Raw genomic sequence first — 24,130 nt, forward strand, 5'->3', positions numbered from 1 at the left:
TGATATTTTCAACATCGCGGTGGATGTTGAATCGCTATCGCAGGCAAGCCTGCTCCCACAAGTAACTTCGTCGAAGCATAGTCAGCAGATCGACACAGAACCTGTGAGAGCGAGCTTGCCCTTGATAAATCTCAAGCCGAACGCGGTTTGCGTCCCGGCACAAAATGGCTCACATCATTGAACCCCGGTGTCGACGCATGCCCCGGTGTCACCAGCGAATCGATAAAGGCTTCATCTTCCGCCGTGATTTTCACCGCCTGGGCCTTGGTGTACCCATCCCACTGTTCTTCGGTGCGCGGGCCGACGATGGCCGAGGTGACGGCGCTGTTATTCAGCACCCAGGCGATGGCGAACTCAACGATGCCCACGCCACGGTCCCGGGTGTATTGCTGGATCTGCTGGGCAATGCGCAAAGACTCAACCCGCCATTCGGTTTCCAGGATGCGTTTGTCCTGGCGACCGGCGCGGCTGTTGGCGTCCGGTGTCACATCCGGCGCGTACTTGCCGCTGAGCACACCGCGCGCCAGCGGACTGTAAGGCACCACGCCGAGGCCATAGTTTTGCGCGGCGGTGATCTGCTCGGTTTCCGCCTGACGGTTGACGATGTTGTACAGCGGCTGGCTGATCACCGGCCTGTCGACGCCGAGTTTGTCGGCCAAACGAATCACCTCGGCGATGCGCCAGCCGCGATAGTTCGACAGGCCCCAGTAGCGGATCTTGCCTTGACGAATCAGATCGCCGATGGCCGACACCGTGACTTCCAGCGGCGTGTTGTGGTCTTCGCGGTGCAGGTAATAGATGTCCAGATAATCGGTGCCCAACCGCGTCAGGCTGGCGTCGATGCCATTGAACAGGTGCTTGCGGCTCAAACCGCTGCGGTTCGGCACACCGTCCACTGGACCGAAGCCGACCTTGGTGGCGAGCACCCATTCGTGGCGGTGGCTGGCGATCGCTTCGCCGACGATCTCTTCGGAGCGGCCATTGGTGTACACGTCCGCGGTGTCGATGAAGTTGATGCCCTGGTCCCAGGCCTTGCCGATGATCCGCAGGGAATCTTCGGTGCTGGTCTGTTCGCCGAACATCATGGTGCCCAATGTGAGGGTCGACACCTGTAAACCCGAATGACCCAGCGTGCGATAGCTCATGACGAAATCCTTTTACCGGTCAGAAAGCCCTAATCAAATACCAGAACCGCTGCGCGGAGCAATCTGAATTATCGACGCAGTGCCTCACAACGCTCCTGCAAGAACGTTTGCAACACCTTGACCCGCTCCGAAACCTGCACCCGATGCGGGCAGAGCAAATTGAATGGCACGCTTTCGCCTTGCCAGTCATCGAACAGCGTCACCAGCCGCCCGGCCTGCACATCGGCGGCGACGTCGAGCCAGGCCTTGTAGGCGATGCCATGCCCGGCCAAGGCCCAGCGGCGGGCAACTTCGCCGTCATCGCTCAGATAGTCGCCATGCACATCAACCTCCAGCACCTCATCGCCACGGCTGAAACGCCAATGGTTGTAGGGTCGGCCATTGCGCAGGTAGAGAAGGGCACTGTGTTCGCCCAGTTCCTCGGGATGCTGCGGCGTGCCACGGCGGGTCAGGTACTCGGGGCTGGCACAGGCCACGCGCCGATGCTGCGGCAGAATAGGTAGCGCCACCAGCGTCGAGTCACTCGGCACACCGAAGCGCAGGGCCACATCGACCGTCTCGCGGAACAGGTCGGCATGTCGATCGTTGAGCAATAGTTGCAATTGAATGTTGGGGTGTTGGCGCTTGAAATCATCTAGCCACGGTAACAGCACATTGCGCCCGAAGTCCGACGGCGCCGCCAATTGCAGTACACCACTCAAGCCTTGGGTCTGTTGCTTCAACGCCTGCTCACCTTCGGCCAGCGCGGCCAGTGCCAGGCGCACGCTATCCAGATAGCGCCGGCCTTCTTCGGTCAGGCGCATGCTTCGCGTGGAACGGGCCAGCAAGCGGATGCCGAGGCGGGTTTCCAGGCGTTTGAGGGCGATGCTGGCCGCCGCCGGAGTCAGCTCCAGGGCGCGGGCGGCGGCGGAAATGCTGCCGGAGTCGGCGGTGCGAACGAAGATCTCCAGGTCGAGAATCGAGCTCATTGGTAAAAATCCTTTAAAGATCCTTCTGATTTACCGGGATTTTTCTTCGATTGGCAACCGGAGAAGATTGAATCTCCCTAACCCGACCGGAGATCAGCTCATGACACAACTCAACGCTTGCTTGCACCATCAGACCGTCGTGGTGATCGGTGGCAGCAGTGGAATAGGCGCCGCCGTCGTCCGGGCCGCAGCCGAGCGTGAGGCCCGTGTGGTCGCGGCGAGTCGCCGCCAGCCAGCGGTCGACCATGATGCAAAGATTCGACACGAAGCGGCGGACGTCACCGATGAAGCGTCGTTGCGACAGCTGTTCGAGCGTATCGGCCCTTTCGATCATCTGGTGATCACGGCCGGTCCGAGTGTGAGTGCCAAACCGTTGGCTGACAGCGATTTGCAGCACGCCCAACAGGCCTTCGATGTCAAATTCTGGGGCGCGCTGCGGGCGATTCAGGTCGCGCTGCCATACCTGAGCGCACATGGCAGCATCACGCTGACCTCGGGTTTGTTGTCGCGCAAATTTGTCGCCGGGCAGTTCATCAAAACCACCTTGAATGCGGCGCTGGAGGCATTGGGCAAGCAACTGGCCAAGGAACTGGCACCGCGCCGGGTCAACGTCATAAGTCCCGGTGTCACCGACACCGAGGCTTACGCCGGAATGGACGAAACGCAACGCGCCGCGATGTTTGCCCGTACCGCCGCCGCATTGCCGGTGGGCCGGGTCGGCACCCCACAAGATCTGGCGGCAGCGTTTATTCTGGCGATGGAAAACGACTTTATCAGCGGCACCGTCATCGACGTCGACGGAGGAGGGTTGCTATGAGTTGGCACTTTGATCATCTGGCCTTCAACACCCCCGACGGGCAACCGTTGCAGGAGGCCTTCGGTTCGTTGTTGGGATTGGCGCCGGGACGCCGCCCGCCATTCCCGTTCCCTGGACGCTGGTTGTATCAGGATGCGCAGGCGCTGGTGCATGTAATCGAACAGCCGACGTTCGATGAAACGGCGTTGAGCCACATTGCCTTTCGCACCGATGAGGACGCTGCCACGGTGTTGCGACGGGTGCAGGCCAGCGGTTTGCCGTATCAGGTGGCGCAGGTGCCGGAGGACGGGATCTGGCAGATTTTCGTGCAGATGCCGGGTGGTTTGGTGATTGAGCTGGATGCCAAGGCGGGGAGTCTGGTGGGCGTTTAAGGACGATGTTTAAAAGACATTTCCAGATACTCACTAAGGCTACATATTCTTGCGCCGCTGCCTACGACTGCGCCAGAATCCGCCGGCTAGTGCATCTTTGGCCTGGGCTATATCGTTTCTCTGTCGCTGAAAAACAGCGATCGGGTTTGGTAGCCCGGGTCTCTAATTGCAAAGCACTGCCTTTTGCCGAGCCTTTTCGTCTCGTCTTTATGGTGGTCATGCGCAGGGCACCTTCGGGTGCGCCGTTTTCCTAGAGCCCGGTCTACCAACCTGCGTATGGCCTCCACCCATCGTTTGGTAGCGAGGGTGATGGCTCCTTTTAAGCGCTTTAGGAGTTTCATCTATGTTCAAACCAACGCCAAATCCACCTGAAGTGGACGACGTTTCCCCCTACGAAACCCCCGATTCCAAAAAACTCAACGAAGCCGCCGAGCGCGCCCTCGACCATTACCTCAAACCACCCACCCCCAAAGTCACCAAGCGCAAACCCAGCACCATTTACCATGTCGGTGAGAAAGTCGATAACGAAACCCTGCTGGTCAACGCCTGCGAATCCCTGGCGTCAGCGAGCATGATGCTCACTGAATTCGCCGGATTGATGGACATGCCCCATCGCAACATGATGCTGGGGATTCAATCGGTGGTCATGCTTGGGGAGCTGGCTGTCAACCGAGTGCTGGATAACCTCGATCCGCAAGGCTGACGAAAGTCTGTAGTGAGAGCACTCCTTGTGGCGAGGGAGCTTGTCGGATCGCCGCACCGTCCCGCTCGGCTGCGCAGCAGTCGCAAAGCCTGGGCATGCGGTATGTCTGAAAAACCGCGATCACCGGGATTGGGGTCGCTTCGCAACCCAGCGGGAGCAAGCTCCCTCGCCACAGAAGCAATTGCGAACGCATGGAATGAGAAACGGCCCGGGAGGGCCGCTTTTGTTTTCGCTGCACCTTAAACCCGCAACGTCCGGGTCATGCGCAACGCCAGCAAACTGCCGCACACAATCACACCCGCCAGCAGGTACAACGCCGCATCGGTGGACCCGGTGCTGTCCTTGACCCAACCCACCAGATACGGGCTAAGGAAACCCGCCATCTGCCCCATGGAGTTGATCAACGCCAAGCCACCGGCCGCCGCGCCGGCGCTGAGCATCGCTGTCGGCACCGGCCAGAACATCGGCAAGCCGGTGAGGGCGCCCATGGTGGCGAGGGTCAGGCCGAGGATTGCAATGGCTGGGGTGGTCGCGAAGTTCACGGCGATCAACAGGCCGACCGCGCCCATCAGCATCGGCACCACCAGGTGCCAGCGACGTTCTTTGCGCAGGTCCGCCGAGCGACCGACCATCAACATGAACACCGCTGCCAGCAGGTACGGAATCGCGCTCAACCAGCCAATCACCAGGTTATCGCTGAAACCCAGGTTCTTGATGATCGACGGCAACCAGAAGTTGATCGCATAGACACCGCTCTGGATGCAGAAATAAATCAGGCCGAACGCCCAGATCGCCGGGTTCTTGAACACTGCCCGCAAGGAGTCGGTGGTGGTTTTCGGTTTACTGGCCAGGTCTTCGGCGTGGTCGGCTTCAAGCACTGAACGCTCGTACGGGGTCAGCCACTTGGCGTTGGCGTAACTGTCGCTGAGCAGGAAGTAGGCGAGGGCGCCGAGGATCACGGTCGGGATGCCTTGCAGCAGGAACATCCACTGCCAGCCGGCCAAACCGGCCTGGCCTGCGCCGAAGTGGTTGAGGATCCAGCCGGAAAACGGGCTGCCCAGCAGGCCCGACACCGGGATCGCCGACATGAACAGCGCCATGATGCGGCCACGGCGGAACGTCGGGAACCACTGCGAAAGGTAAAGCACCACGCCCGGGAAGAACCCGGCTTCGGCGGCACCGGTGAACAGGCGCAGGGTGTAGAACTCGGTGGGTGTAGTGACGAACAGCAGACACGTCGAGAGCGCGCCCCACGTCATCATCATCAACGCGATCCAGCGTCGTGGGCCAAACTTGGTCAGGGCCAGGTTGCTCGGCACGCCGCACAGGACGTAGCCGATGAAGAAGATCCCGGCACCGAGGCCGTATACGGTTTCGCTGAATTTCAGCGCGTCGAGCATCTGCAGTTTGGCAAACCCGACGTTCACCCGGTCGAGGTAGTTGAACAGGTAGCAGATGAAGATGAAGGGTATCAAACGCAAGGTAATGCGTTTGTAGACGGCGTTCTTGTCGTCAGCGTTGGCCAGGGTAGCGGTGGCGCTCTGTGACATGGCGGGCTCTCTCTTTATTATGATTTTTTGCGACGCAAGGGTAACGTTGATCGCCCGGTGAGTCTCGGCCACCCCTTGGGTGGTTGTCTTTGTGCCTGAGCACAGGGTTTGCGACCCTGGCCTGTGCGGCTGAACAAGCCGCCCCATCACGCTTTCAAGGATCCCCGCTATGTTTGAACTCGATCACGACCTGGCCCAGGACATCGTCGACCGGGCGATGGCCATCCTGCCGTACAACGTCAATGTCATGGACAGTCAGGGGCTGATTCTTGGCAGCGGCGAGCCGGAGCGGATCAACACCCGTCACGAAGGCGCGCAACTGGTGTTGGCCAACGGGCGCGTGGTGGAGATCGACGCACAAACGGCGATTCATCTCAAAGGCGTGCAGCCGGGCATTAATCTGCCGCTGTTGCTCGATCAGCGTTTGATCGGCGTGCTGGGCATTACTGGCGAACCGGAGCAATTGCGCACCTACGCCGAACTGGTGCGCATGACCGCCGAGATGCTGGTCGCCCAGCGCAATCAGCAAGCCGAGCAGCAATGGCGGCGCCAACGTTGCGACGATCTGCTGGCATTGCTGTTGAGCGAAGCAGGGGATTCGCCACGGTTGCTGGACGAAGCGCAGCAACTGGGGCTCAAGCCACAGCTGACACGGGTGCCGTATCTGTTCGAGTTGGGCATCGAACACGGCCCGAGCCAGACCGTCGAAGCGCTCAGCGCCTGGCTGATGTCGCGCTACCCGGACAGTTGGTGCGTGAGCTCGGCCAAATCTTCGTTGCTCTGGTGCCGCCCGGCGACGCCTGCGGTCGAGAACGAACGATTGCTGGAAAAGCTCGATGGCCTGGGCTGGAACATTTTGCGCATCGCCGTGGGCGGGCAGGCCGACGGCTTGTCGGGGTTGCGTCGCTGCTATCGACGGGTCGGCGATTTGCTGGCCTACGGGCGCGATGTGTTGCCGCATTCTCGCTTGTTGATCCTGAACCGTTATCGGCTGCCGGTGATGCTCTGGCGGCACCGCGACGACGATGCGCTGGATGAACTGCTGCGGCCGCTGCGTAAAGTCATCGCCAAGGATGGCAACGGCCAACTGCTGGCGACGTTGCGCAGTTGGTGCGAACACGACGGCCAGAGCCAGGCCTGCGCCGATGCCCTGGGTATCCACCGCAACAGTTTGCGTTATCGCATGGAGCGGATCGCCGAACTCAGCGGCGTCGACCCGCTGAAGCTCGACGGAATGCTCGCACTGTACCTTGGCGTCCAGCTCCTGCCACAAACCGAGCTGCCGACCACCGCTCCGTAGCAGCTGCCGAGCCTGCGAGGCTGCGTTCGGCGACGCAGTCGTCGTAAATTCTATAAATACGGCTTACCTGACACACCGCGCCGCATGATTTCACGACGGCTTCGCCGCCGAACGCAGCCTCGCAGGCTCGGCAGCTGCTACGACGACCAGTGCGGACAAGGGTTTTGTGGAAATGAACAATAATCCACATGGCCGCTTGTGCAGCGGACCGGCGTTATTGTTCAGGCCTGCTGGCAGCATGGACGCATTGGAACTGGAGAATTCGCATGAAAATCGTCATTGCCCCCGATTCGTTCAAGGATAGCTTGAGTGCCCAGGGTGTGGCCGAGGCCATTGCGCTGGGGTTGGCGCAGGTTTGGCCAGATGCACAATTGCTCAAGTGCCCGATGGCTGATGGTGGCGAAGGCACGGTCGAGTCGATTCTGGCCGCGTGCGACGGAGAACTGCGCCGCACCCGTGTTCGTGGGCCGTTGGGCGCCACGGTCGATGCCGCCTGGGGCTGGTTGCCGCAGAGCCACACCGCGATCATCGAAATGGCCGAGGCCAGTGGCCTGCAACGGGTGCCGCCGAACCTGCGCGATGCCTGCACCAGCAGCACCTTCGGCACCGGCGAATTGATCCGCGCTGCGCTCGATGCCGGGGCGCAACGAGTGATTCTGGCGATTGGCGGCAGCGCCACCAACGACGGCGGCGCCGGGGCGATGCAGGCCTTGGGGGTGAAACTGCTGGATGTCCAGGGCCAAACCCTGGCGCCGGGTGGTCTGGCGCTGGCGCAACTGGCCCGTCTCGATTTGAGCGACATTGATCCGCGTCTGGCCGGCGTGCGTTTCGACATCGCCGCCGACGTCAATAATCCGCTGTGCGGCCCTCAGGGGGCGTCAGCAATTTTCGGCCCGCAGAAAGGTGCGTCGCCCGAGCAAGTCCAGCAACTGGACCTTGCTCTCGGGCACTTTGCCGAACTCTGTGCGCAAGCCTTGGACAAGGACGTGCGCGATGAACCGGGCAGTGGCGCGGCGGGCGGTCTGGGGTTTGCCGCGAAGGCGTTTCTTGGCGCGCAATTCCAGGCCGGTGTGGAAGTGGTCGCCGAACTGGTGGGGCTGGCCGAGGCGGTCAACGGCGCCGACCTGGTGATCACCGGCGAAGGTCGTTTCGATGCCCAGACATTGCGCGGCAAAACCCCGTTTGGCGTGGCGCGCATTGCCCGGCAGCAGGGCGTGCCGGTCATCGTCATCGCCGGCACCTTGGGCGAGGGGTATCAGGCGCTGTACGAGCATGGCATTGATGCGGCTTTTGCATTGGCGAGCGGGCCGATGACCCTGGAGCAGGCCTGCACCGAGGCGCCGCGATTGCTGCGTGAGCGCGCCAGTGACATCGCGCGGGTTTGGCGGGTGGCCGCCCGCAAGGCCTGACACTGTCTTCAGTAAAAAGAAATCTCTGTGGCGAGGGAGCTTGCTCCCGCTCGGTTGCGCAGCAGCCGTAAATTTTTTGGGGCCGCTACGCAGCCCAGCGGGAGCAAGCTCCCTCGCCACAAAGGCTACTGCGCAAAGCCGACCTCCGCGCAACATCTGTTTCACCGCTGAAACACTCTGCCGCCCTTGAAAAATATTTCTCCAGCCCCCCTGCAAAAATCCTAAACCCCGGCCGATACAGCCAATAGGCGTACACAAACCAATTACAACAGTGGCGCCAAACTGAAAGGTGCGCGCCATCGCCCGCCCGCCAGTGATCACCGCAAGGATGCTCGCCGCCTCAATTATCGAGATCATCCTATGTCACTGCGTAATCTGAAAATCGCGCCTCGAGCTTTCCTCGGTTTCGCTTTCATCGCCTTGCTGGTCATTGTGCTGGGTGTGTTTGCGGCGAATCGCATGTCGATCATCCGACAGGCCTCTGTGGATATGGAAAGCAATCAGCTACCCAGCGTCGGCTTCCTGGGGGTCATGACCGAAAACGTGCTGCGTCTGCGAATTCTCTCGTTCCGGGTTCTGGTGAACCGTGAGCCCGCGAGCCTGCAAGAAGCAGAAACCCGAATCGGGATACTGGTGGACAAGGTCAAGCAGGCACAGGCTGCTTATGGGGCATTGCCGGCCGGCGATGAGGAAGCGGCGTTATTCAAGACATTCTCGGCCACGCTGGACAAATACCTGCAAGCGGTGCGTGAGATGATGGAGCTTTCGCGGCAGAACAAACTGGATGAAATGCTCAACCTGATTAATACCCGGATCAAGGACGGTACCGATCAGATGGGCGAGCAGTTGAACAAGTTGATTGCCATCAACAAGGCTGGCGCGGCTGCGGCCGATGCCCAGGCCAAAGAGCAGTTTGCCTTTGCCACCAATGGCATCATCGTGGTCTCGGCGGTCGCTGCCCTGATGACCGTGCTGCTGGCCTGGCTGTTGACCCGCAGTATCGTCACGCCGCTGAACCGTGCGGTGCTTGCGGCCGAAACCATTGCCAGCGGCAACCTGAGCAAGGTCATCGAAGTCGATGGCAACGACGAACCGGCGCGTTTACTCGGCGCCTTGGCCACCATGCAGACGAACCTGCGCAAGACCATCGAACAGATCGCCGGCTCCGCGACGCAACTGGGCGCCGCCGCCGAAGAACTCAGCACCGTGACCCAAGAAGCGTCCCGTGGCCTGCAACAACAGAACAACGAAATTGAACAGGCCGCCACCGCCGTCAACGAAATGACCGCCGCCGTGGAAGAAGTGGCACGCAACGCGGTATCGACGTCCGAAGCCTCGAACCAGTCGACCCAGGCCGCCCGTGAAGGTCGTGACCGGGTGGTGGAAACCGTCGACGCGATCCAGACCATGACCCACGACGTGCAAAACACTGCATTGATGATCGAGGGGCTGGCCACTCAGGGCCGCGACATTGGCAAAGTGCTGGACGTGATCCGCGCCATCGCCGAACAGACCAACCTGCTGGCCCTCAACGCTGCCATCGAAGCGGCCCGTGCCGGGGAGGCCGGGCGTGGCTTTGCGGTGGTGGCGGACGAGGTCCGGGCGCTGGCCCATCGCACTGCGCAATCGACCCAGGAAATCGAGAAAATGGTGGCCGGCATTCAGAACGGTACTGGTGAAGCGGTTTCGTCGATGCAACAAAGCAATCAGCGCACCCAAAGCACCCTGGAAATGGCCCGTGCGGCGGGTGTCGCCCTGGAGCAGATCACTTCATCGATTCAGCTGATCAATGAACGCAATCTGGTGATCGCCAGCGCCTCGGAAGAACAGGCCCAGGTGTCCCGTGAAGTCGATCGCAACCTGGTGAACATCCGCGACCTGGCCACCCAGTCGGCCGCCGGTGCCAACCAGACCAGCGCCGCCACCCATGAACTGTCACGACTGGCGGTAGATTTGAACGCAATGGTGGCGCGTTTCGTGATTTGAGATAGGGTTGAAACTGGAACTCGCGCGTTAGGAGAAGTACATGCGCTATTCAGCCTTGACCCAACGAATCGACGGTGATGGAGCGGCAGCCTGGAAGATTCACGATCGAGCGCTGGAATTGCGCGAGCAGGGCGTCGACGTGCTGCTGCTGTCGGTCGGCGACCCGGATTTCGATACGCCGCTGCCGGTCGTCCACGCGGCCATCGACAGCCTGCTGGCCGGCGACACCCATTACTCGGATGTGCGCGGCACCCGTACATTGCGCAGCAGCATCGCCAGCCGTCACCAGCAGCGCTGCGGCCAAGAGGTGGACGCCGACCATGTGATCGTGCTGCCCGGCGCTCAATGCGCGGTGTATTCGGTTGCCCAGTGCCTGCTCGACCCGGGTGACGAAGTGATCATCGCTGAACCGATGTACGTCACTTATGAAGGCGTGTTCGGTGCCTGCGGGGCGAGCGTGGTGCCGGTGGCGGTGCGTCCGGAGAACGGCTTTCGGGTCGAGCCGGCGGATGTCGCAGCGCTGATCACCGCTAAAACCCGGGTCATTCTGCTCAACAGTCCGAACAATCCCTCCGGTGCCAGCCTTTCCTTGAAAAGCTGGCAGGAACTGGCGGCGCTGTGTGTGCAACATGACCTCTGGCTGATCAGCGATGAGGTCTATAGCGACTTGTTGTATGAGGGCGAGCACATCAGCCCGGCCAGCCTGCCGGGCATGGCCGAGCGCACCGCGACCCTTAACAGTTTGTCCAAATCCCATGCCATGACTGGCTGGCGGGTAGGCTGGATGATCGGCCCGAAACCACTGGCCGATCATGTGATGCATCTGTCGTTGTGCATGCTGTTCGGCATTCCGGATTTCGTTCAGAAAGCCGCGCAAGCGGCACTCGATAAGGATTTGCCGGAAGTGGCGCTGATGCGTGAGGAGTATCGCCAGCGACGCGATCTGGTGTGCGCGAGGTTGAGCGGTTGCCCCGGTATCCGGCCGATCAAGCCCGATGGCGGGATGTTTGTGATGCTCGATGTGCGCCAGACCGGGCTCGGCGCCCAGGATTTTGCCGAGCGGCTGCTGGAAGGTTATGGCGTGTCGGTGCTGGCCGGCGAAGCCTTCGGGCCGAGTGCGGCGGGGCACATACGCATCGGGCTGGTGGTGGACCAGCTGAAGCTGGCGGAAGCGTGTCGGCGGATTGCGTCCTGTGCGGCGGATTTGCTGCAGATGCGACGGGCCTGATCGTTCCCACGCGGAGCGTGAGAACGATCAGTTCCTTACCCCTTCCACGCTCCGGCATTCACCAGATTCACTGGCCGCTCACCCGCCAACGCCGCCAACAAATTTTCGACCGCACAAGTCGCCATCGCCTCCCGTGTCTCATGGGTCGCCGAGCCGATATGCGGCGTCGCCACCACATTGTTCAACTGCAACAGCGGCGAGTCATGGCGCAACGGTTCGCGCTCGAACACATCCAGTCCGGCAGCGCGAATCCGGTTCTGCTGCAACGTCTCGATCAACGCCTCTTCGTCCACCACCTTACCCCGTGAAATGTTGATGAAGATGCTTTGCGGGCGCATCAAGGCGAACTCCCGGGCGCCGATCAGTTTTTCAGTTTCGGCGGTCAGCGGCAGGGTCAGGCAAATGAAGTCGGCCTGCTGCAACAACTCGGTCAGGCTGCGGTATTGCGCATTGAAGCGCTGCTCCACCGCCGGTTTCGGCGAATGGCTGTGGTACACAACCGGCATGCCAAAACCGAAATGCCCACGCTGCGCCAACGCCTCGCCAATCCGCCCCATGCCGATGATGCCCAGCGTCTTGCCATGCACATCGCTGCCGAAATGCGCCGGGCCAATGTTGCGGTTCCACTGGCCGGCGCGAACCATGTTCGCCAGTTCCACCACGCGTCGGGCGGTGGCCAGGATCAGCGCGAAGCCGGTGTCGGCGGTGGTCTCGGTCAACACGTCGGGGGTGTTGCTGAGCAGGATCCGCCGTTCGGTCAGGTAGTCGATGTCGTAGTTGTCGACGCCGACGGACACACTGGCAATCGCTTCCAGGTTCGGTGCCAGGTCGAGCAACCCGGCATCGAGTTTCAGACTGGCGCCGAGCAACCCTTGGGCACGGGGCAGGGCCTGCCGCAGCTTGGCCAGGCCTTCGGCGTCGAGGCTGTCGATCAGTGTCACCTCGGTCTGCTCGTGCAAGCGAGCCATCAGCAGCGGCGAGAGTTTCTTGTACAGCACAACCTGCTTTTTCATATCTACATCCATTCAGGAATGAGCCGCCACCGGCCGGGGCGCGGCGGTTTTGGCCACGACCCGGTCACTGGCGCCGGGCTTGAGGAAAATCGTCAGCACCACCGACACCAGCAACGCGCCGCTCATCAACAGATAAGACGCACCGGGCGATCCGGTGGAGCTGTTCAGGTAACCGACCAGATAAGAGCCGCCAAACGAACCGAGCGCACCCATGCTGTTGATCAACGCCATGGCTCCACCGGCCACGTTGGCCGGGAGGATTTCTGGAACGATGGCGAAGAACGGCCCGTACGGGGCGTACATGCAGGCACCGGCAATCACCAGCAGGGTGTAGGACCACCAGAAATGCTCCGCGCCCAGCGCGTAGGAGCCGTAGAACGCAATCGAGGCGATCAGCAGCGGAGGCCAGACGAAGCGTTTGCGCTTCTGCAACTTGTCCGAGCCCCAGGACACCAGCAGCATGCCGATCACTGCCGCCAGGTACGGCAGCGCCGACAGCCAGCCCGCTTCGATCATGTCCATTTGCGCGCCGGCCTTGAGGATCGATGGCAGCCACAGCACGAAACCGTAGACGCCGATGCTCCAGCAGAAGAACTGCAAGGCGAGGATGATGACTTTTGGCGAACGGAAGGCTTCGGCGTAGTTTTTCACTGCCTTGATGCCGACCTGTTCGGCGGCCAAGGCACTTTCCAGGTCCTGCTTTTCCTGGTCGTTGAGCCACTTGGCCTGAGCCGGACGGTCATCGGCCAGACGCCACCAGATAAACGCCCACACCACTGCCGGCAAGCCTTCGATGATGAACATCCAGCGCCAGTTGAAATGCTGGATCAGGTAGCCCGAGACCACCGACATCCACAGCATGGTCACCGGGTTGCCGAGGATCAGGAAGGTATTGGCGCGCGAGCGTTCGGCACGGGTGAACCAGTGGCACAGGTACACCAGCATCGCCGGCATCACCGCCGCTTCGACCACTCCGAGCATGAAACGAATGACGATCAGCCAGTAGGCGTTGGAGACGATCCCGGTCAAGGTCGCCAGGGCACCCCAGAGAATCAGGCTGACGAAAATCAGCTTTTTCACGCTGTGCTTCTGGGCGTAGATCGCGCCCGGAATCTGGAAGAAGAAATAGCCGAGGAAGAACAGTGCGCCGAGCAGGGAAGACAACCCCGGGGTGATCATCAGGTCCTTGGCCATCCCGGAGGCGGCGGCGAACCCGTAGTTGGCGCGGTCCAGATACGCCAGGCTGTAGGTGATGAACACGATGGGCATGATGTACCACCAGCGGCGGGTGGCCAGTGTTGCGGTTTTCATAGTGATGCTCCTGAGCTTGTTGTTTTTGTCGCAGCAGGTAACGGTTTAAATGCGGTGGTGACTATGCGGGCCTTATCTCGGGCAAGTCGGCATACATTTCGGCTCGGGTAGGCAACCCCTCCATATCCCCACGGCTCTGCACCGCGCGGCTGCCGATCCAGTTGGCACGTTGTACGGCTTGGGCAACGCCGTGGTTTTCCAGCAGGGCGCTGATCAGGCCCACGGCAAACCCGTCACCGGCACCGACCGTATCGACCACGGTTGCCACGGGTACGCCTGCGACGAAACCTTCATCCTGATGCGTGCGGTAATACGCGCCGTGCGGGCCAAGCTTGATCGCCACGGCTTCGGCGCCCTGGTCGAGGTAAAACGCCGCGATGTCGGCGGGGTCTTCGAAACCGGTCAGCAACCGTCCTTCGCTCAACCCCGGCAGCACCCAATGGGCGAGGGCGGCGAGGCGGTTGATCTCGCTGATCATCTGCTGTTCGCTGGCCCACAGGCTCGGGCGCAGGTTGGGGTCGAACGACACGCTGCGCCCGGCATCGCGCATGCGGGTCATCAGTTCGAAGGACATTGCCCGGGCCGACGCGGATAGCGCCGGAGGAATGCCGGTGGCATGCAAGTGCCGGGCGTTGAGCAGCGACGGGGAAATCGACTGCACCGACAAGTGACTGGCCGCCGAACCGCGACGGAAATACTCGACCACCGGATCGCTGCCGTCATCTGCGCGGGATTTGAGTTGAAACCCGGTGGGGTGGGCCGGGTCGATGTCGACGTGGCTGCAATCCAGGCCTTCTTTCTTCAGCGTATCGATGACGAAACGGCCGAGAGAATCGGCGCCCACCCGGCTCAGCCAGGCGACGTTAAAGCCCAATCGCGACAGGCCAATGGCGACGTTGCTGTCGGCCCCGGCAATGCGCTTGTGGAAGTGGCCGACGTCGGCCAGTTCACCGTTCTGCTCGGCAACGAACATCGCCATGGTTTCGCCGAACGACAGAATCTCGATCTCAGACATGCGCAGGCTCCAGGCGGGATTGGCCGAGGCAGGCGAGGGTAGCGACGTGTTCGGTGGTCAACTGCACCAGGTCATCGCCTTGCAGCGGATATTCCGCCGCGCGCATTACGTTATGGGGCATGTGCCGCAGCAATTGTTGCCACAGGTGCAAGTCACTGGCCGCCGGTGGTACCGCCACCAGTTTGCCGTCGACCCGACGCGCCACTGCTTTGCAGTGCACGTAGCCGACATGTCGACCGAGCATTCGCGCGGCGCTGGCGGCGGACTGGTCCTGCCATTGCCAGTTGCCGATATCGAAGGTCATTTTTATTGGCAACTGATGCTGCTCGACGTCGGCGAAGAAACGCTGGAACGGCTCGATGCGGCCGCCGTGCAAGGTCTGGTCGTTTTCCACCAGCAATTGCACCGGGCTCTGCTGCAACACATGCGCCAGTGTTTGCAGGTCATTGTTATCGGTGAAATAACCCAGGGAGACTTTCAGCCATTGGGCGCCGAATGCCTCGGCGCGTTGCAGGGTCGAGAGCAATTCAGGGTTGGGTGCCGATTGCCCGGCCAGCCACAACTCCAGCGGCGAGGAATACACGCTTTCCAGGCCCCGGGATTGCGTGGAGTCGGCCAATTGCGCGGGGTCTTCAAGGGTCAGCAGCTCTTCGCGCCATTCAATGTGCGTGGCACCGGCAGCGGCCAGCACTTCGACAAAACTACCCTGGCCACGTTGGCGCACAAGCTCGGCGCCGTAGCTGGACAGGCTGATGGAAACGGGTGGTTTGTTCATTGTTATCACCTCTGAAACCGGTTTCATTTCTGTTCAAAAAAAATGTTCAAAGAAATATCAGTGGTCGATGCCGTTCTTTCAGTCACCGAAAATGCCCAAGAGTCGACCCCCGCACGATCAACCGCGCCGCAAAATCCAAAGTCCGCACCTGCCCGCCATCCCCGCGCAAACGCTTGAGCAAACACTCGAACGCACTTGCGCCAATGTCCTCGGTCGGCTGGGCGAGGGCGGTAATCCCGCTACCCACCAACGGATACCAATCCAGATCATCCAGGGCGATCAGCCCGATATCCTCAAACAGGTTGCACTTCAATTCACGCAACGCATGGGTGCTGGCCAGCGCAGCGATGCCGTTGGCGCAAAACAGCGCTTTCGGGCCAGGGGTTTCAAGAAAGGTTTTCAAGCGGCTGGTCAGATCGCCGCCGGTTTCAACTACCGCGCCTGAGAGCGCCGGACGTTGCGCAATCTGCGCCTTGAAACTGCTGACCCGCTCGATCCGTGAACTGGTGCCGTCATACGGCTCGGTCACCAACAGCACATCGCGATAACCGCGCTCTTGCAGGTGGGCGAGGGCCATTTCAACGGCGGCAGGATTGTCTAGCCCCACCAGATCGCTATCGAACTGTTCGACCTTGCGATCCACCAGCACCATGGGCATTTCCTGCTGCAATTCGCGCAACTCATCCACGTGGTGGCCGAGGGTGTTCACGATCAAGCCTTCAATGTTGTACGAGCGCAGCAGCGCCAGGTGCTGACGTTCCTGCTCGTCATCGCGATCGGTGTTGCACACCACCAGGCTGTAGCCGTGCCGACGGCAGGCGGTTTCCACGCCATGCATCACAGCAATCGAATAAGGGTTACGGATATCGGCCACCAACATGCCGATCAGACGCGTGCGCCCACGTTTCAGGCCGCGGGCCATCTGGTTAGGGCGGTAGCCCAATTCGGCAATCGCCTGCTCGATGCGCAGGGCCGTGGCATCGGAGAGCAGGGCGCGGTCATCGCCGATGAAGCGCGAGACGCTGGCCTTGGAGACGCCCGCGTGTTCGGCGACGTCGAGCATGGTGACGCGGCTGCGCTGGGCGGCGGAGAAGTCGTTCACGGATAGACAGCCTTCTTATTGGAATTATTCAGGGGCGACCGCAAGGTCTGAAACCGGTTTCAGGTAACCGCATAACCCATCGGCTCGTCAAGCTTGAAAAGATCTGAACCCGACGACAGGGCCGGAGTATTCCGACCAGCGGTAGTTAAACCTGTCAGATCTGACAGTAGGCGAGATCGCGATTACTGCGTTTAATTTCTCCCGAAGCAAAGGGTTTTCAAGGCCTCTGGAGAACGGCGAATGAGCACAACGACACCCATCGGAATATTCGCCGCGCCATTAAGCATTGACGGTGTCGGTGCCGATAAGGTGCTTCCGCCGGACGCGCACCTCAATGGCGTGACACTGCGAATCCCCCCTTGGCTCGCACCTTCGCTCAAACCTGGCGAGAGTGATTTGCTGCAGATCTGGATTCGAGAGCCTGGGGCAACGTCCGACACTCGTTTTTACAACAACCTTTTTCCCGTCCCGGTGGTGTTTCCGACCTCGATCCACTTGCCCTCGCAGTTCCTGCAACTGATAGGTGACATCACTCTGACCTACAAGGTGACGTCTGGAGATACCAAGAACGAGGATGACTCGCTGGCGCAGGTGTTCATCCTCAAACGCCCGGTCCCGGTCAACCTGAAGGAACCGGTCTTTCCCAACGCAACCTTGTGGGGTTACCTGAATTGCAGGACGTCTCCAGCGATCTGGGTGGTGGTCACTGTGCGTGTTCCGGCACAACCGGGGCGGTTCCTTGCAGGCGATGTGTGTGAACTGGGATGGGTAGGCTTCAGCAGCCTCAACGGCAGCGGTAACGCCATTCCAGGCACGGCGCTGAGCTTGCGCAAAACATTGACGCAGCAGGAAGCCGATTCAGCGCTGGGCTTCGACTTCAGGCTCGAAAGCGACAAATACGAAAAACATATCAAGCCTATGGTCATCAACGCATCGGCACTCGCTCAGTACACGCTTTATCGAAAGGGTGTCGCTCTGGGTCGATCGGCCCCGGGCCTGGTAAAGATCGACCGGGGCGTATCGGGGAATCCACCTTGCGGCCCATAACTCAAGGAGTCTCAAGTTCAACCGTTGTAGAACACACAAACGCAAGAAAAACGTCAATCCCAGGGACATGCAGCCAGGAGTCGCGAGATTTTTCATTGGGACACAACGTTGATGGTTCAACGATTAATTCATCCATGGAGCATACAAACATGAATATGCAGGTTAAATCTGGCGGTGTCCTTGCCTTGCCTCCGACTATTGTCGGTGTGTTGCCTGATGGCCGAATTCCCTATCAACAACTGAAAGTCGACAGACGGGTCACATTTCAATTGGCCGATGTCGATGACAAAACGCCTGAAGGCGCTCACAGAATCGAACTTCACGTGCACCCGAAAGGGGTCAAGCCCATAGAGTTCGACCCGACATGGGTGGTTTTGGAGTTGTTGAAAGCCAATCAGCCAGCGGCTGACTGGACGTTTCCGATCGATTTTGACGTGACTGGAGCTGCACTCGATCGACTGGTCGACAGGTTTGATATGAACGGCGAATACGCGGAATACGGCGCGACATTCATTATTTATGACGCCCACACCAACCCCGATATATCTGATCCACCTCTTGAGTTCAAAGTCGATCTGACCGCGCCTTACCAGCGCCAACCCGGTACGGGCAACGGCACCGGCACACGGCCTGTGTTGATCAGCCAGACTGGCTTGCCTACGAGGATTGACGACGCCTGGCTGGCGGATCCCGCCAACGCCGGCGGTCTCGATTTGCCCATTCCTACCGGCTATACAAAATTCGAAGCGTTAACCGATCGCGTCAGTATCTATGTTTCTACGCAAACAACATTTACAGGGATGCAGGGCGACGTCAACGGAGCCTCTGTCATCGATTTTCCGCTGCCGGTTGGCGGGGTCATCAACATTCCTCTGGCCGATCTGCAGGCGTTGAGGGATGGTTCGTACTTTTATTCCTATAACCTCAAGGATGCGCCAGGAAATATCAGCAACAACTCGGCCATCACGTTGCTGTTCAGTCGGGTAAGTGCCCCCGCCCCGGTACTGGGCGTGCCAAGGATCCCGGTCACCGGTCCTAATGGTCAAACGCCTATTACGCTTGGGACGTCAGCGTTTCCCACCAAAGCTGTAATGGAAGTCGATTTTCCGTTGAACGGGCTTCCCGGTGATCGGATCGTTCCAGAAGTCTTTGATTCGAATGGTGTTCCTTCACCGACAATCCCTGAACAACAAATTCCGCCTGTCGGTACACCGGGTCCACAGACACTGTTTTTCGACCTGGACGATGCGTTTTGGGCCGCTGTGTATGCGGACCCCAATCGCCAGGATGAGGAGCAGTTCACATACAGGTACAGATTGATTCGTCCTACGATTTCATCTGATCCGGTTTCGCAGCCGGAGCAATTCGGTATTCTCGATCGATCGTACGCCGGGCCTGAGCAACCGAACCTGCCAGACCCGCTAAACCCCAACATTCAGCCGGTGGCGGTTCAGGGCGCAGGCACTCCGGTACCCGCCCCCAACACGCTTGGCACGGCACAGGCAGGCCTCGACGCCACCATGACCTGGCCTTTGTGGAGGGATCCAAACCGGCCGGTGACAGACCGTGAAATCGTGACGTTCTACTACCAGGGCAAGCAAGTGGGGAGCCCGGTGGGCGTGCGGGGTGACCAGCCGACGGTCACCACGACATTGCCTTGGGCCACGATCCTGGCCGAAGGCAACGGCAGTGGTGCAACGGCGCGAGAAGCCTACATCACCATCGGATACCCTGGCAGCGCGAACGTGATGACGCAGACGCCCGTGACCCCGGTCAACGTGACAGCCATCGTGATCAATCTGCCTGCGCCACAGATCATTGTTTCAGCCTTCAGAACAGCCACCGGGACCCTGGTGCCGGAGCGTGTCGCGACTTCCATCAACTGTCCAAGCATGGATCACCCGACTGTAGCGAACGGGCCGATGCCGCCTTACGCGGCGCGCAGCCTGCGGATCAGGATCCTGCGTGATCCCAATATCCCTACAGGCGCAATAGTGAACCTGGAATTTGAGGGCCGGGTCACCAACACGGCGGGTGGGGCTGCAATTCCCGGCACTCAGATCACGGATTCGAGGCCTATGCCAGCGACCGGAGTGCTGGAATTCAACCTGACGGACTACACCGCCATCAGGACGATCCAGCTGCCAAGCCCCGGCCCGGGTCAGCGACCTGCCACCCGTTTTGCGCGCATCGCGTATACGGTCAACGGAATCACTTCCGAGGTCATCGTCCCCGTGGCGCTCTTGAACTCGAGCCTGGTGTATTGCGAGCAGAACCGTCCTTGATAACGGATCAGCAGCGCTTCGAATGAAACTTCCCAGGATAAGGGCGACAGCAATTGTCGTCCTCATCCGAGGAGGTGAAGTCAGATACGTACGAGCTTACGAATCAAGGGGATAAATCGTACAAAGACGGAGATTGATCCTACATATCCCCGGGAAAGTTATCCGTAGTCTGGCGACCGTTTTAGTCCGGCTCGCACACCGTTTGAGTCGGAAACTCGTTCCTGATGGAATGCAATCGAGTAGGACTCAACTATGTTGCCAAAGTCGCAATTTCCTTTTTTGAAAACATCGATCAGCTTCTGGGTGGCAACCCTGATGCCTCTTCTGATGAATTCATCGATGACTCAGGCTGCCACTGTTCCGGCGGGCACCACTCAAGCCATCGACGCCACGACACCCCTGCAAACCTGGCAGCTTCAAAGCAACGCTACGTTGAACGCCACCAATGCCACAACACTGCAGATGACCAGTGCTGCTGGTGGTGTGTTCAACTTGACTGGCTCAAACGTCAGCGCCGCAACGGGTTCAGGTATTTCCCTGACCAACGCCAGCGCCAACCTGGACAACTCGAGCGTCAACAGTGCCACCGGCATCGGCATCTCTGCGGTACGAAACGTCGCCAGCGTCGGTGGTTCGAATGTGATATTGCGCAATGGGTCTGTCGTTCGAGGTTTGCAAGGAGGTATCGCGGGCAACCGGTTCAGCGTCCTCAATCTGCGAAATTCCACTGTTGAAGGGACTGGCGCCACCAGTTTCGGGATTCGGATGCTGGAGGGTTCACTGTCGGCCACCGGAAGTACGATCACCGGCGGCCTCAATGGCGTGACGGTGGGCACCGACACGCAAGTATCGACTGTCATTCCAACCACCATCGTTCTGGACGCTACCCGTGTCGAAGGCAAGACAGGGTCGGCGTTGGTGGTCGGCATCAACGCGCCGAACTTTCCGACCGTGGCCAACATCGAAGTGCGTAATGGCTCGAGCCTGGTCTCAGGCAACAATACGTTGCTGGAAGTCAGGCGAGGCGCCTCGGCTGGTTTCCTTGTGGATAACAGCGCATTGACCGGTAATGTAACGGTGGCTTCCGGCAGTTCCGCCAACGTCACGCTGCAGAACAATGCATCGTTGACCGGGGACCTGCAAAACGTCACGACCGCCGTGTTAAATAATCAGGCACGTATGACCGGTAATGTGCTGGGTGCTTCAAGTGTCGCGCTTGATAATGGTTCGACACTGAGCGGTAACCTGGACAATGTCGCCAGCGTGTCCATCAACAACCAGAGCATCATGACCGGCAACGTCAACGCTGCGACGGGCAGTGCTTCTGGCTTGACACTGGATAACGGGGCGAGCCTGACGGGGCAAGTGAACAACGTCGCCAATTTCGCCATCAGTAATCAGGCGCTCTGGCAGATGACCGGCAGCCAGTCGGTGAACAACCTGACACTCAGCAATGGCGGCGGAGTCCGATTAGGCACTAATCAGGAATATTTTCAACTGAACGTGGCCAACCTGGCGGGCAACGGTACATTCAGGATGAGTACCGATTTCAACCAGGGCATCAGTGATTTGTTGAATATCACTGCAAGCGCTGCCGGCAATCATCAGTTGCTGGTTCGCAGTTCGGGTTTCGATCCGGTCAATGATGCTTCGATCAAGGTGGTGCAGAGCGTTGCTTCAAACGCGCAATACGGCCTCGTCAACAACCAGGTCGATGTCGGGGCGTTCACCTATAGACTGGTGAAGGACGGGAATGACTGGTACTTGCAACCCGACAAGGAAGTCGTCAGCACACCGACCCGCTCGATATTGGCGATTGCCGGCACGACGCCTGCGGTGACCTACGGCGAAATGGCTCTATTGAACAACCGGATGGGCGATCTACGTGTCAATGGCGGGCAAACCGGCGGATGGGTCCGGTCTTTCGGCAGTCGGTACAGCATCGGCAACAATGCCTACGGGAACGGCTATAGCCAGCGCCAGTACGGGTTGTCGATGGGGGTCGATACCCCGGTGGAGATCGCGGGCGAGCGCGTGTTGCTGGGTGTATTTGCCGGTTACAGCAAATCCGATCTCGATCTGAGCCGTGGCAGCTCCGGTGAAATCGGCAGTACATCCCTCGGCGTTTATGGCACCTGGCTGGGTGATAGTGGCTATTACCTGGATACGGTGGCCAAGCTCAATCACTTCCGCAATGAAGCCAATGTCGCACTGAGCGATAACACCAAAACCAAAGGCAACTACAACAATCTGGGGGCCAGTGCATCGGTCGAGTTCGGCAAGCGCATCGACTTCAAGGACGGCTATTACGCAGAGGTGTTCACTCAATGGCAGGCAGCCTCCGTGCAAGGCAAGGACTTCGGTCTGGACAATGGCCTGAAGGTCGACGCCGACACCACACGTTCCATGCTCGGCAAGGCGGGTGTAACGCTGGGACGTGGCATGACGCTGTCTGACGGCAGCGTCCTGCAACCTCATGTGCGTGTTGCTGGCGTTCATGAGTTCGTGAAGACCAATGAGGTGCGCGTCAATAACAATAAATTCAACAATGATTTGTCCGGCAGCCGGTTGGAGGTTGCCGCCGGAGCATCCTGGACCCTCAATGACCGCTGGCAGCTACACGCGGAACTGGATACCAGCAAGGGCGATGGCGTTACCAAGGACTTTGGCGTGAACATGGGGGCGCATTACAAGTTCTGACGCGAATGAAAAAGGGAAGCGCTGGCTTCCCTTTTTTTGACTGTGTGTCCCGTCCTGAATAAGGTTTACACAGCGGTTAATATTTCAAAACTTGAAAATCACCATTGAGCTGAAATGTAGTTTCGTCGGCATTCTCTACGACCACCTTGAACCTGGCTTTGACGTTAGCGCTGTCGACAGCCGGTTCGATTTCGATTTCGCCTGAAATGGCTTCACTTACCACGGTGTCGTCTTTAAAGCTGAGTGCCACATCGGGACTGCTTTTGATCGCATGTTTGCCCACCGGGAAGTCCTTGGGGAGGATGATGATAATTTCACGTGCCGGATAGCTTTTGGCTTTAGTATTCGAAGCGGGTCGATCGATGGCCGTAATCTGTACGGCATCAAGTTGTTGAACGCCGACTTTTACCTGGTCTATCAGTCGGGAAGTGGCAATGAAATCCTCGATGGGTGTACCAGTGTTGGCGAAAGCCTTCGCAGTAACATAGTTACCTGGGGCAAAGCTGATTTGTTTGATTACAGCGTTCATGAATAGGATCTCCGTTCACTAAAAGGAAGTATCCAAAGGCCGTCCGACCCTAACTCTGGATGCACCATGGAAGCGTTTTCCTGACGGGTTGTAAACTGTCAAACCTGACAGGTTACAGCTGTCAAAATCTGTGAATGGATGGCCTCAGCATGCAGGCACAAAACGCTGGTATCCAGGCTGAACAGAGCAGGGTGCGGTCGTCAGCTGAACAAACCGGCGGCAATGTTGATGGAAAACCCCAATATCGCCGTGTTGAACACAAACCCGATCAACGATTGCGCAAGCACGATCTTGCGCAACTCCCGCGTGGCCACGCCGACATCCGCGGTCTGCACCGCCACGCCGATGGTGAACGAGAAGTACAGGAAGTCCCAGTAATTGGGGGTTGTCAGCCCTTCGGCAAATCGTAGCGCAGGTTCCTTGCCTTCCCAGGTGTAATACAACCGGGCGTAATGCACGCTGAAAATCACCCCGATCAACAGCCACGAGCCGATCACGGTCATCCCGGTAAAGCCGTAGTGCAACAGCCGGTGATAGGTGTCCAGATCTTTGCTGCCTGCTAGTTGGAGGGTGATGGCGGCGAGGCTGGCCAGTGCAGCCATGCTCACGGTGAACAGCACCAGCCCGGCGTTTTCGTCCTCGACTTCGGCAATGCGTTTCACGTCGTCGGCTTTGGAGCGCATGGTCAGCCAGATGATCAGGGCCAGATACGTCCAGACCCCGGCATTCCAGCCGATGAGGATTTTGCCGAGGATCGAATCGGCCGGAGCCAGAATGCCTGCCGCGACGCCAAGGGTGGCGGCGGCGGACAGGCGAGGGTGGGTGCGGGCGAGGAAGGGCATGGAGACTCACTTTGATGGTGCGTTCCAGCACCAT

20 protein-coding genes are annotated in these 24,130 nt (G+C 59.6%); 10 read left to right on the forward strand and 10 right to left on the reverse strand.

Annotated features, from left to right (window positions below):
• Positions 1-131: 131 nt before the first annotated feature.
• Together FFH90_RS15255 and FFH90_RS15260 are read right to left on the reverse strand one after the other, a co-directional pair.
• Positions 132-1,145 carry an aldo/keto reductase gene (locus tag FFH90_RS15255; RefSeq protein WP_018929082.1) on the reverse strand — a complete coding sequence of 338 codons (1,014 nt, stop codon included), beginning with the start codon at positions 1,143-1,145 and terminating at the stop codon, positions 132-134.
• Positions 1,146-1,213: 68 nt separating this feature from the next.
• Positions 1,214-2,113, reverse strand: a complete 900-nt coding sequence (locus FFH90_RS15260; RefSeq protein WP_018929083.1) for a LysR family transcriptional regulator — start codon at positions 2,111-2,113, stop codon at positions 1,214-1,216.
• Between the two features lie 100 nt (positions 2,114-2,213).
• Between FFH90_RS15260 and FFH90_RS15265 the strand changes: the two genes are divergently transcribed.
• The 3 genes from FFH90_RS15265 to FFH90_RS15275 all read left to right on the forward strand — a co-directional run bounded on the left by FFH90_RS15265 (position 2,214) and on the right by FFH90_RS15275 (position 4,004).
• On the forward strand, positions 2,214-2,930 hold the full coding sequence (locus FFH90_RS15265) for an SDR family oxidoreductase (protein WP_138867489.1): 717 nt from the start codon (positions 2,214-2,216) through the stop codon (positions 2,928-2,930).
• A complete protein-coding gene (locus tag FFH90_RS15270) occupies positions 2,927-3,301 on the forward strand; it encodes a hypothetical protein (protein ID WP_138867490.1) in 375 nt (124 codons plus the stop codon). The genes FFH90_RS15265 and FFH90_RS15270 overlap by 4 nt, the downstream gene beginning before the upstream one ends.
• Before the next feature lie 343 nt (positions 3,302-3,644).
• Positions 3,645-4,004: a DUF6124 family protein gene (locus FFH90_RS15275; protein ID WP_138867491.1), complete on the forward strand. Its 360-nt coding sequence runs from the start codon at positions 3,645-3,647 to the stop codon at positions 4,002-4,004.
• A gap of 239 nt (positions 4,005-4,243) precedes the next feature.
• Here FFH90_RS15275 and FFH90_RS15280 read toward each other — a convergent pair whose 3' ends face one another.
• Positions 4,244-5,554 carry an MFS transporter gene (locus FFH90_RS15280; protein ID WP_138867492.1) on the reverse strand — a complete coding sequence of 437 codons (1,311 nt, stop codon included), beginning with the start codon at positions 5,552-5,554 and terminating at the stop codon, positions 4,244-4,246.
• 169 nt (positions 5,555-5,723) lie between these two features.
• On the opposite strand from FFH90_RS15280, the gene FFH90_RS15285 reads away from it, so the two are divergent.
• The 4 genes from FFH90_RS15285 to FFH90_RS15300 all read left to right on the forward strand — a co-directional run bounded on the left by FFH90_RS15285 (position 5,724) and on the right by FFH90_RS15300 (position 11,477).
• Positions 5,724-6,854: a sugar diacid recognition domain-containing protein gene (locus tag FFH90_RS15285; protein WP_064617724.1), complete on the forward strand. Its 1,131-nt coding sequence runs from the start codon at positions 5,724-5,726 to the stop codon at positions 6,852-6,854.
• A gap of 266 nt (positions 6,855-7,120) precedes the next feature.
• Positions 7,121-8,263, forward strand: coding sequence for a glycerate kinase (locus tag FFH90_RS15290; protein ID WP_138867493.1), 1,143 nt, complete (start codon positions 7,121-7,123; stop codon positions 8,261-8,263).
• A 360-nt stretch (positions 8,264-8,623) separates the two neighbouring features.
• Positions 8,624-10,249 (forward strand): methyl-accepting chemotaxis protein, encoded by a 1,626-nt coding sequence (locus FFH90_RS15295; RefSeq protein WP_138867494.1) that lies wholly within the window; start codon positions 8,624-8,626, stop codon positions 10,247-10,249.
• A 40-nt stretch (positions 10,250-10,289) separates the two neighbouring features.
• The gene (locus FFH90_RS15300; protein ID WP_064617730.1) at positions 10,290-11,477 is read left to right on the forward strand and encodes a pyridoxal phosphate-dependent aminotransferase; all 1,188 of its coding nucleotides are present in this window, start codon (positions 10,290-10,292) and stop codon (positions 11,475-11,477) included.
• A gap of 35 nt (positions 11,478-11,512) precedes the next feature.
• Here FFH90_RS15300 and FFH90_RS15305 read toward each other — a convergent pair whose 3' ends face one another.
• The 5 genes from FFH90_RS15305 to FFH90_RS15325 form a co-directional block, all read right to left on the reverse strand.
• The gene (locus FFH90_RS15305; RefSeq protein ID WP_138867495.1) at positions 11,513-12,490 is read right to left on the reverse strand and encodes a D-glycerate dehydrogenase; all 978 of its coding nucleotides are present in this window, start codon (positions 12,488-12,490) and stop codon (positions 11,513-11,515) included.
• A 12-nt stretch (positions 12,491-12,502) separates the two neighbouring features.
• Positions 12,503-13,801: an MFS transporter gene (locus FFH90_RS15310; RefSeq protein ID WP_138867496.1), complete on the reverse strand. Its 1,299-nt coding sequence runs from the start codon at positions 13,799-13,801 to the stop codon at positions 12,503-12,505.
• Between the two features lie 61 nt (positions 13,802-13,862).
• Positions 13,863-14,816 (reverse strand): sugar kinase, encoded by a 954-nt coding sequence (locus FFH90_RS15315; protein WP_111453283.1) that lies wholly within the window; start codon positions 14,814-14,816, stop codon positions 13,863-13,865.
• Positions 14,809-15,591, reverse strand: coding sequence for a sugar phosphate isomerase/epimerase (locus FFH90_RS15320; RefSeq protein ID WP_138867497.1), 783 nt, complete (start codon positions 15,589-15,591; stop codon positions 14,809-14,811). The genes FFH90_RS15315 and FFH90_RS15320 overlap by 8 nt, the downstream gene beginning before the upstream one ends.
• Before the next feature lie 82 nt (positions 15,592-15,673).
• Positions 15,674-16,693, reverse strand: a complete 1,020-nt coding sequence (locus FFH90_RS15325; protein WP_111453285.1) for a LacI family DNA-binding transcriptional regulator — start codon at positions 16,691-16,693, stop codon at positions 15,674-15,676.
• Between the two features lie 240 nt (positions 16,694-16,933).
• Here FFH90_RS15325 and FFH90_RS30360 point away from each other — a divergent pair, with 240 nt between their 5' ends.
• The 3 genes from FFH90_RS30360 (at position 16,934) to FFH90_RS15335 (ending at position 22,725) form a co-directional block, all read left to right on the forward strand.
• Positions 16,934-17,740 (forward strand): hypothetical protein, encoded by an 807-nt coding sequence (locus tag FFH90_RS30360; protein ID WP_064617742.1) that lies wholly within the window; start codon positions 16,934-16,936, stop codon positions 17,738-17,740.
• 149 nt (positions 17,741-17,889) lie between these two features.
• Positions 17,890-20,025: a hypothetical protein gene (locus FFH90_RS15330; protein ID WP_225602745.1), complete on the forward strand. Its 2,136-nt coding sequence runs from the start codon at positions 17,890-17,892 to the stop codon at positions 20,023-20,025.
• 339 nt (positions 20,026-20,364) lie between these two features.
• A complete protein-coding gene (locus tag FFH90_RS15335; protein ID WP_230139157.1) occupies positions 20,365-22,725 on the forward strand; it encodes an autotransporter outer membrane beta-barrel domain-containing protein in 2,361 nt (786 codons plus the stop codon).
• Between the two features lie 76 nt (positions 22,726-22,801).
• On the opposite strand, the gene FFH90_RS15340 is transcribed toward FFH90_RS15335, so the two are convergent.
• Positions 22,802-23,254 (reverse strand): hypothetical protein, encoded by a 453-nt coding sequence (locus FFH90_RS15340; RefSeq protein WP_138867499.1) that lies wholly within the window; start codon positions 23,252-23,254, stop codon positions 22,802-22,804.
• A gap of 200 nt (positions 23,255-23,454) precedes the next feature.
• Complete coding sequence (locus FFH90_RS15345; RefSeq protein WP_019649642.1) at positions 23,455-24,096, reverse strand: DUF1345 domain-containing protein; 642 nt, start codon at positions 24,094-24,096, stop codon at positions 23,455-23,457.
• Between the last annotated feature and the right edge of the window lie 34 nt (positions 24,097-24,130).

Origin of the sequence: Pseudomonas sp. ATCC 43928, assembly GCF_005938665.2 — a bacterium.
GTDB lineage: Bacteria > Pseudomonadota > Gammaproteobacteria > Pseudomonadales > Pseudomonadaceae > Aquipseudomonas.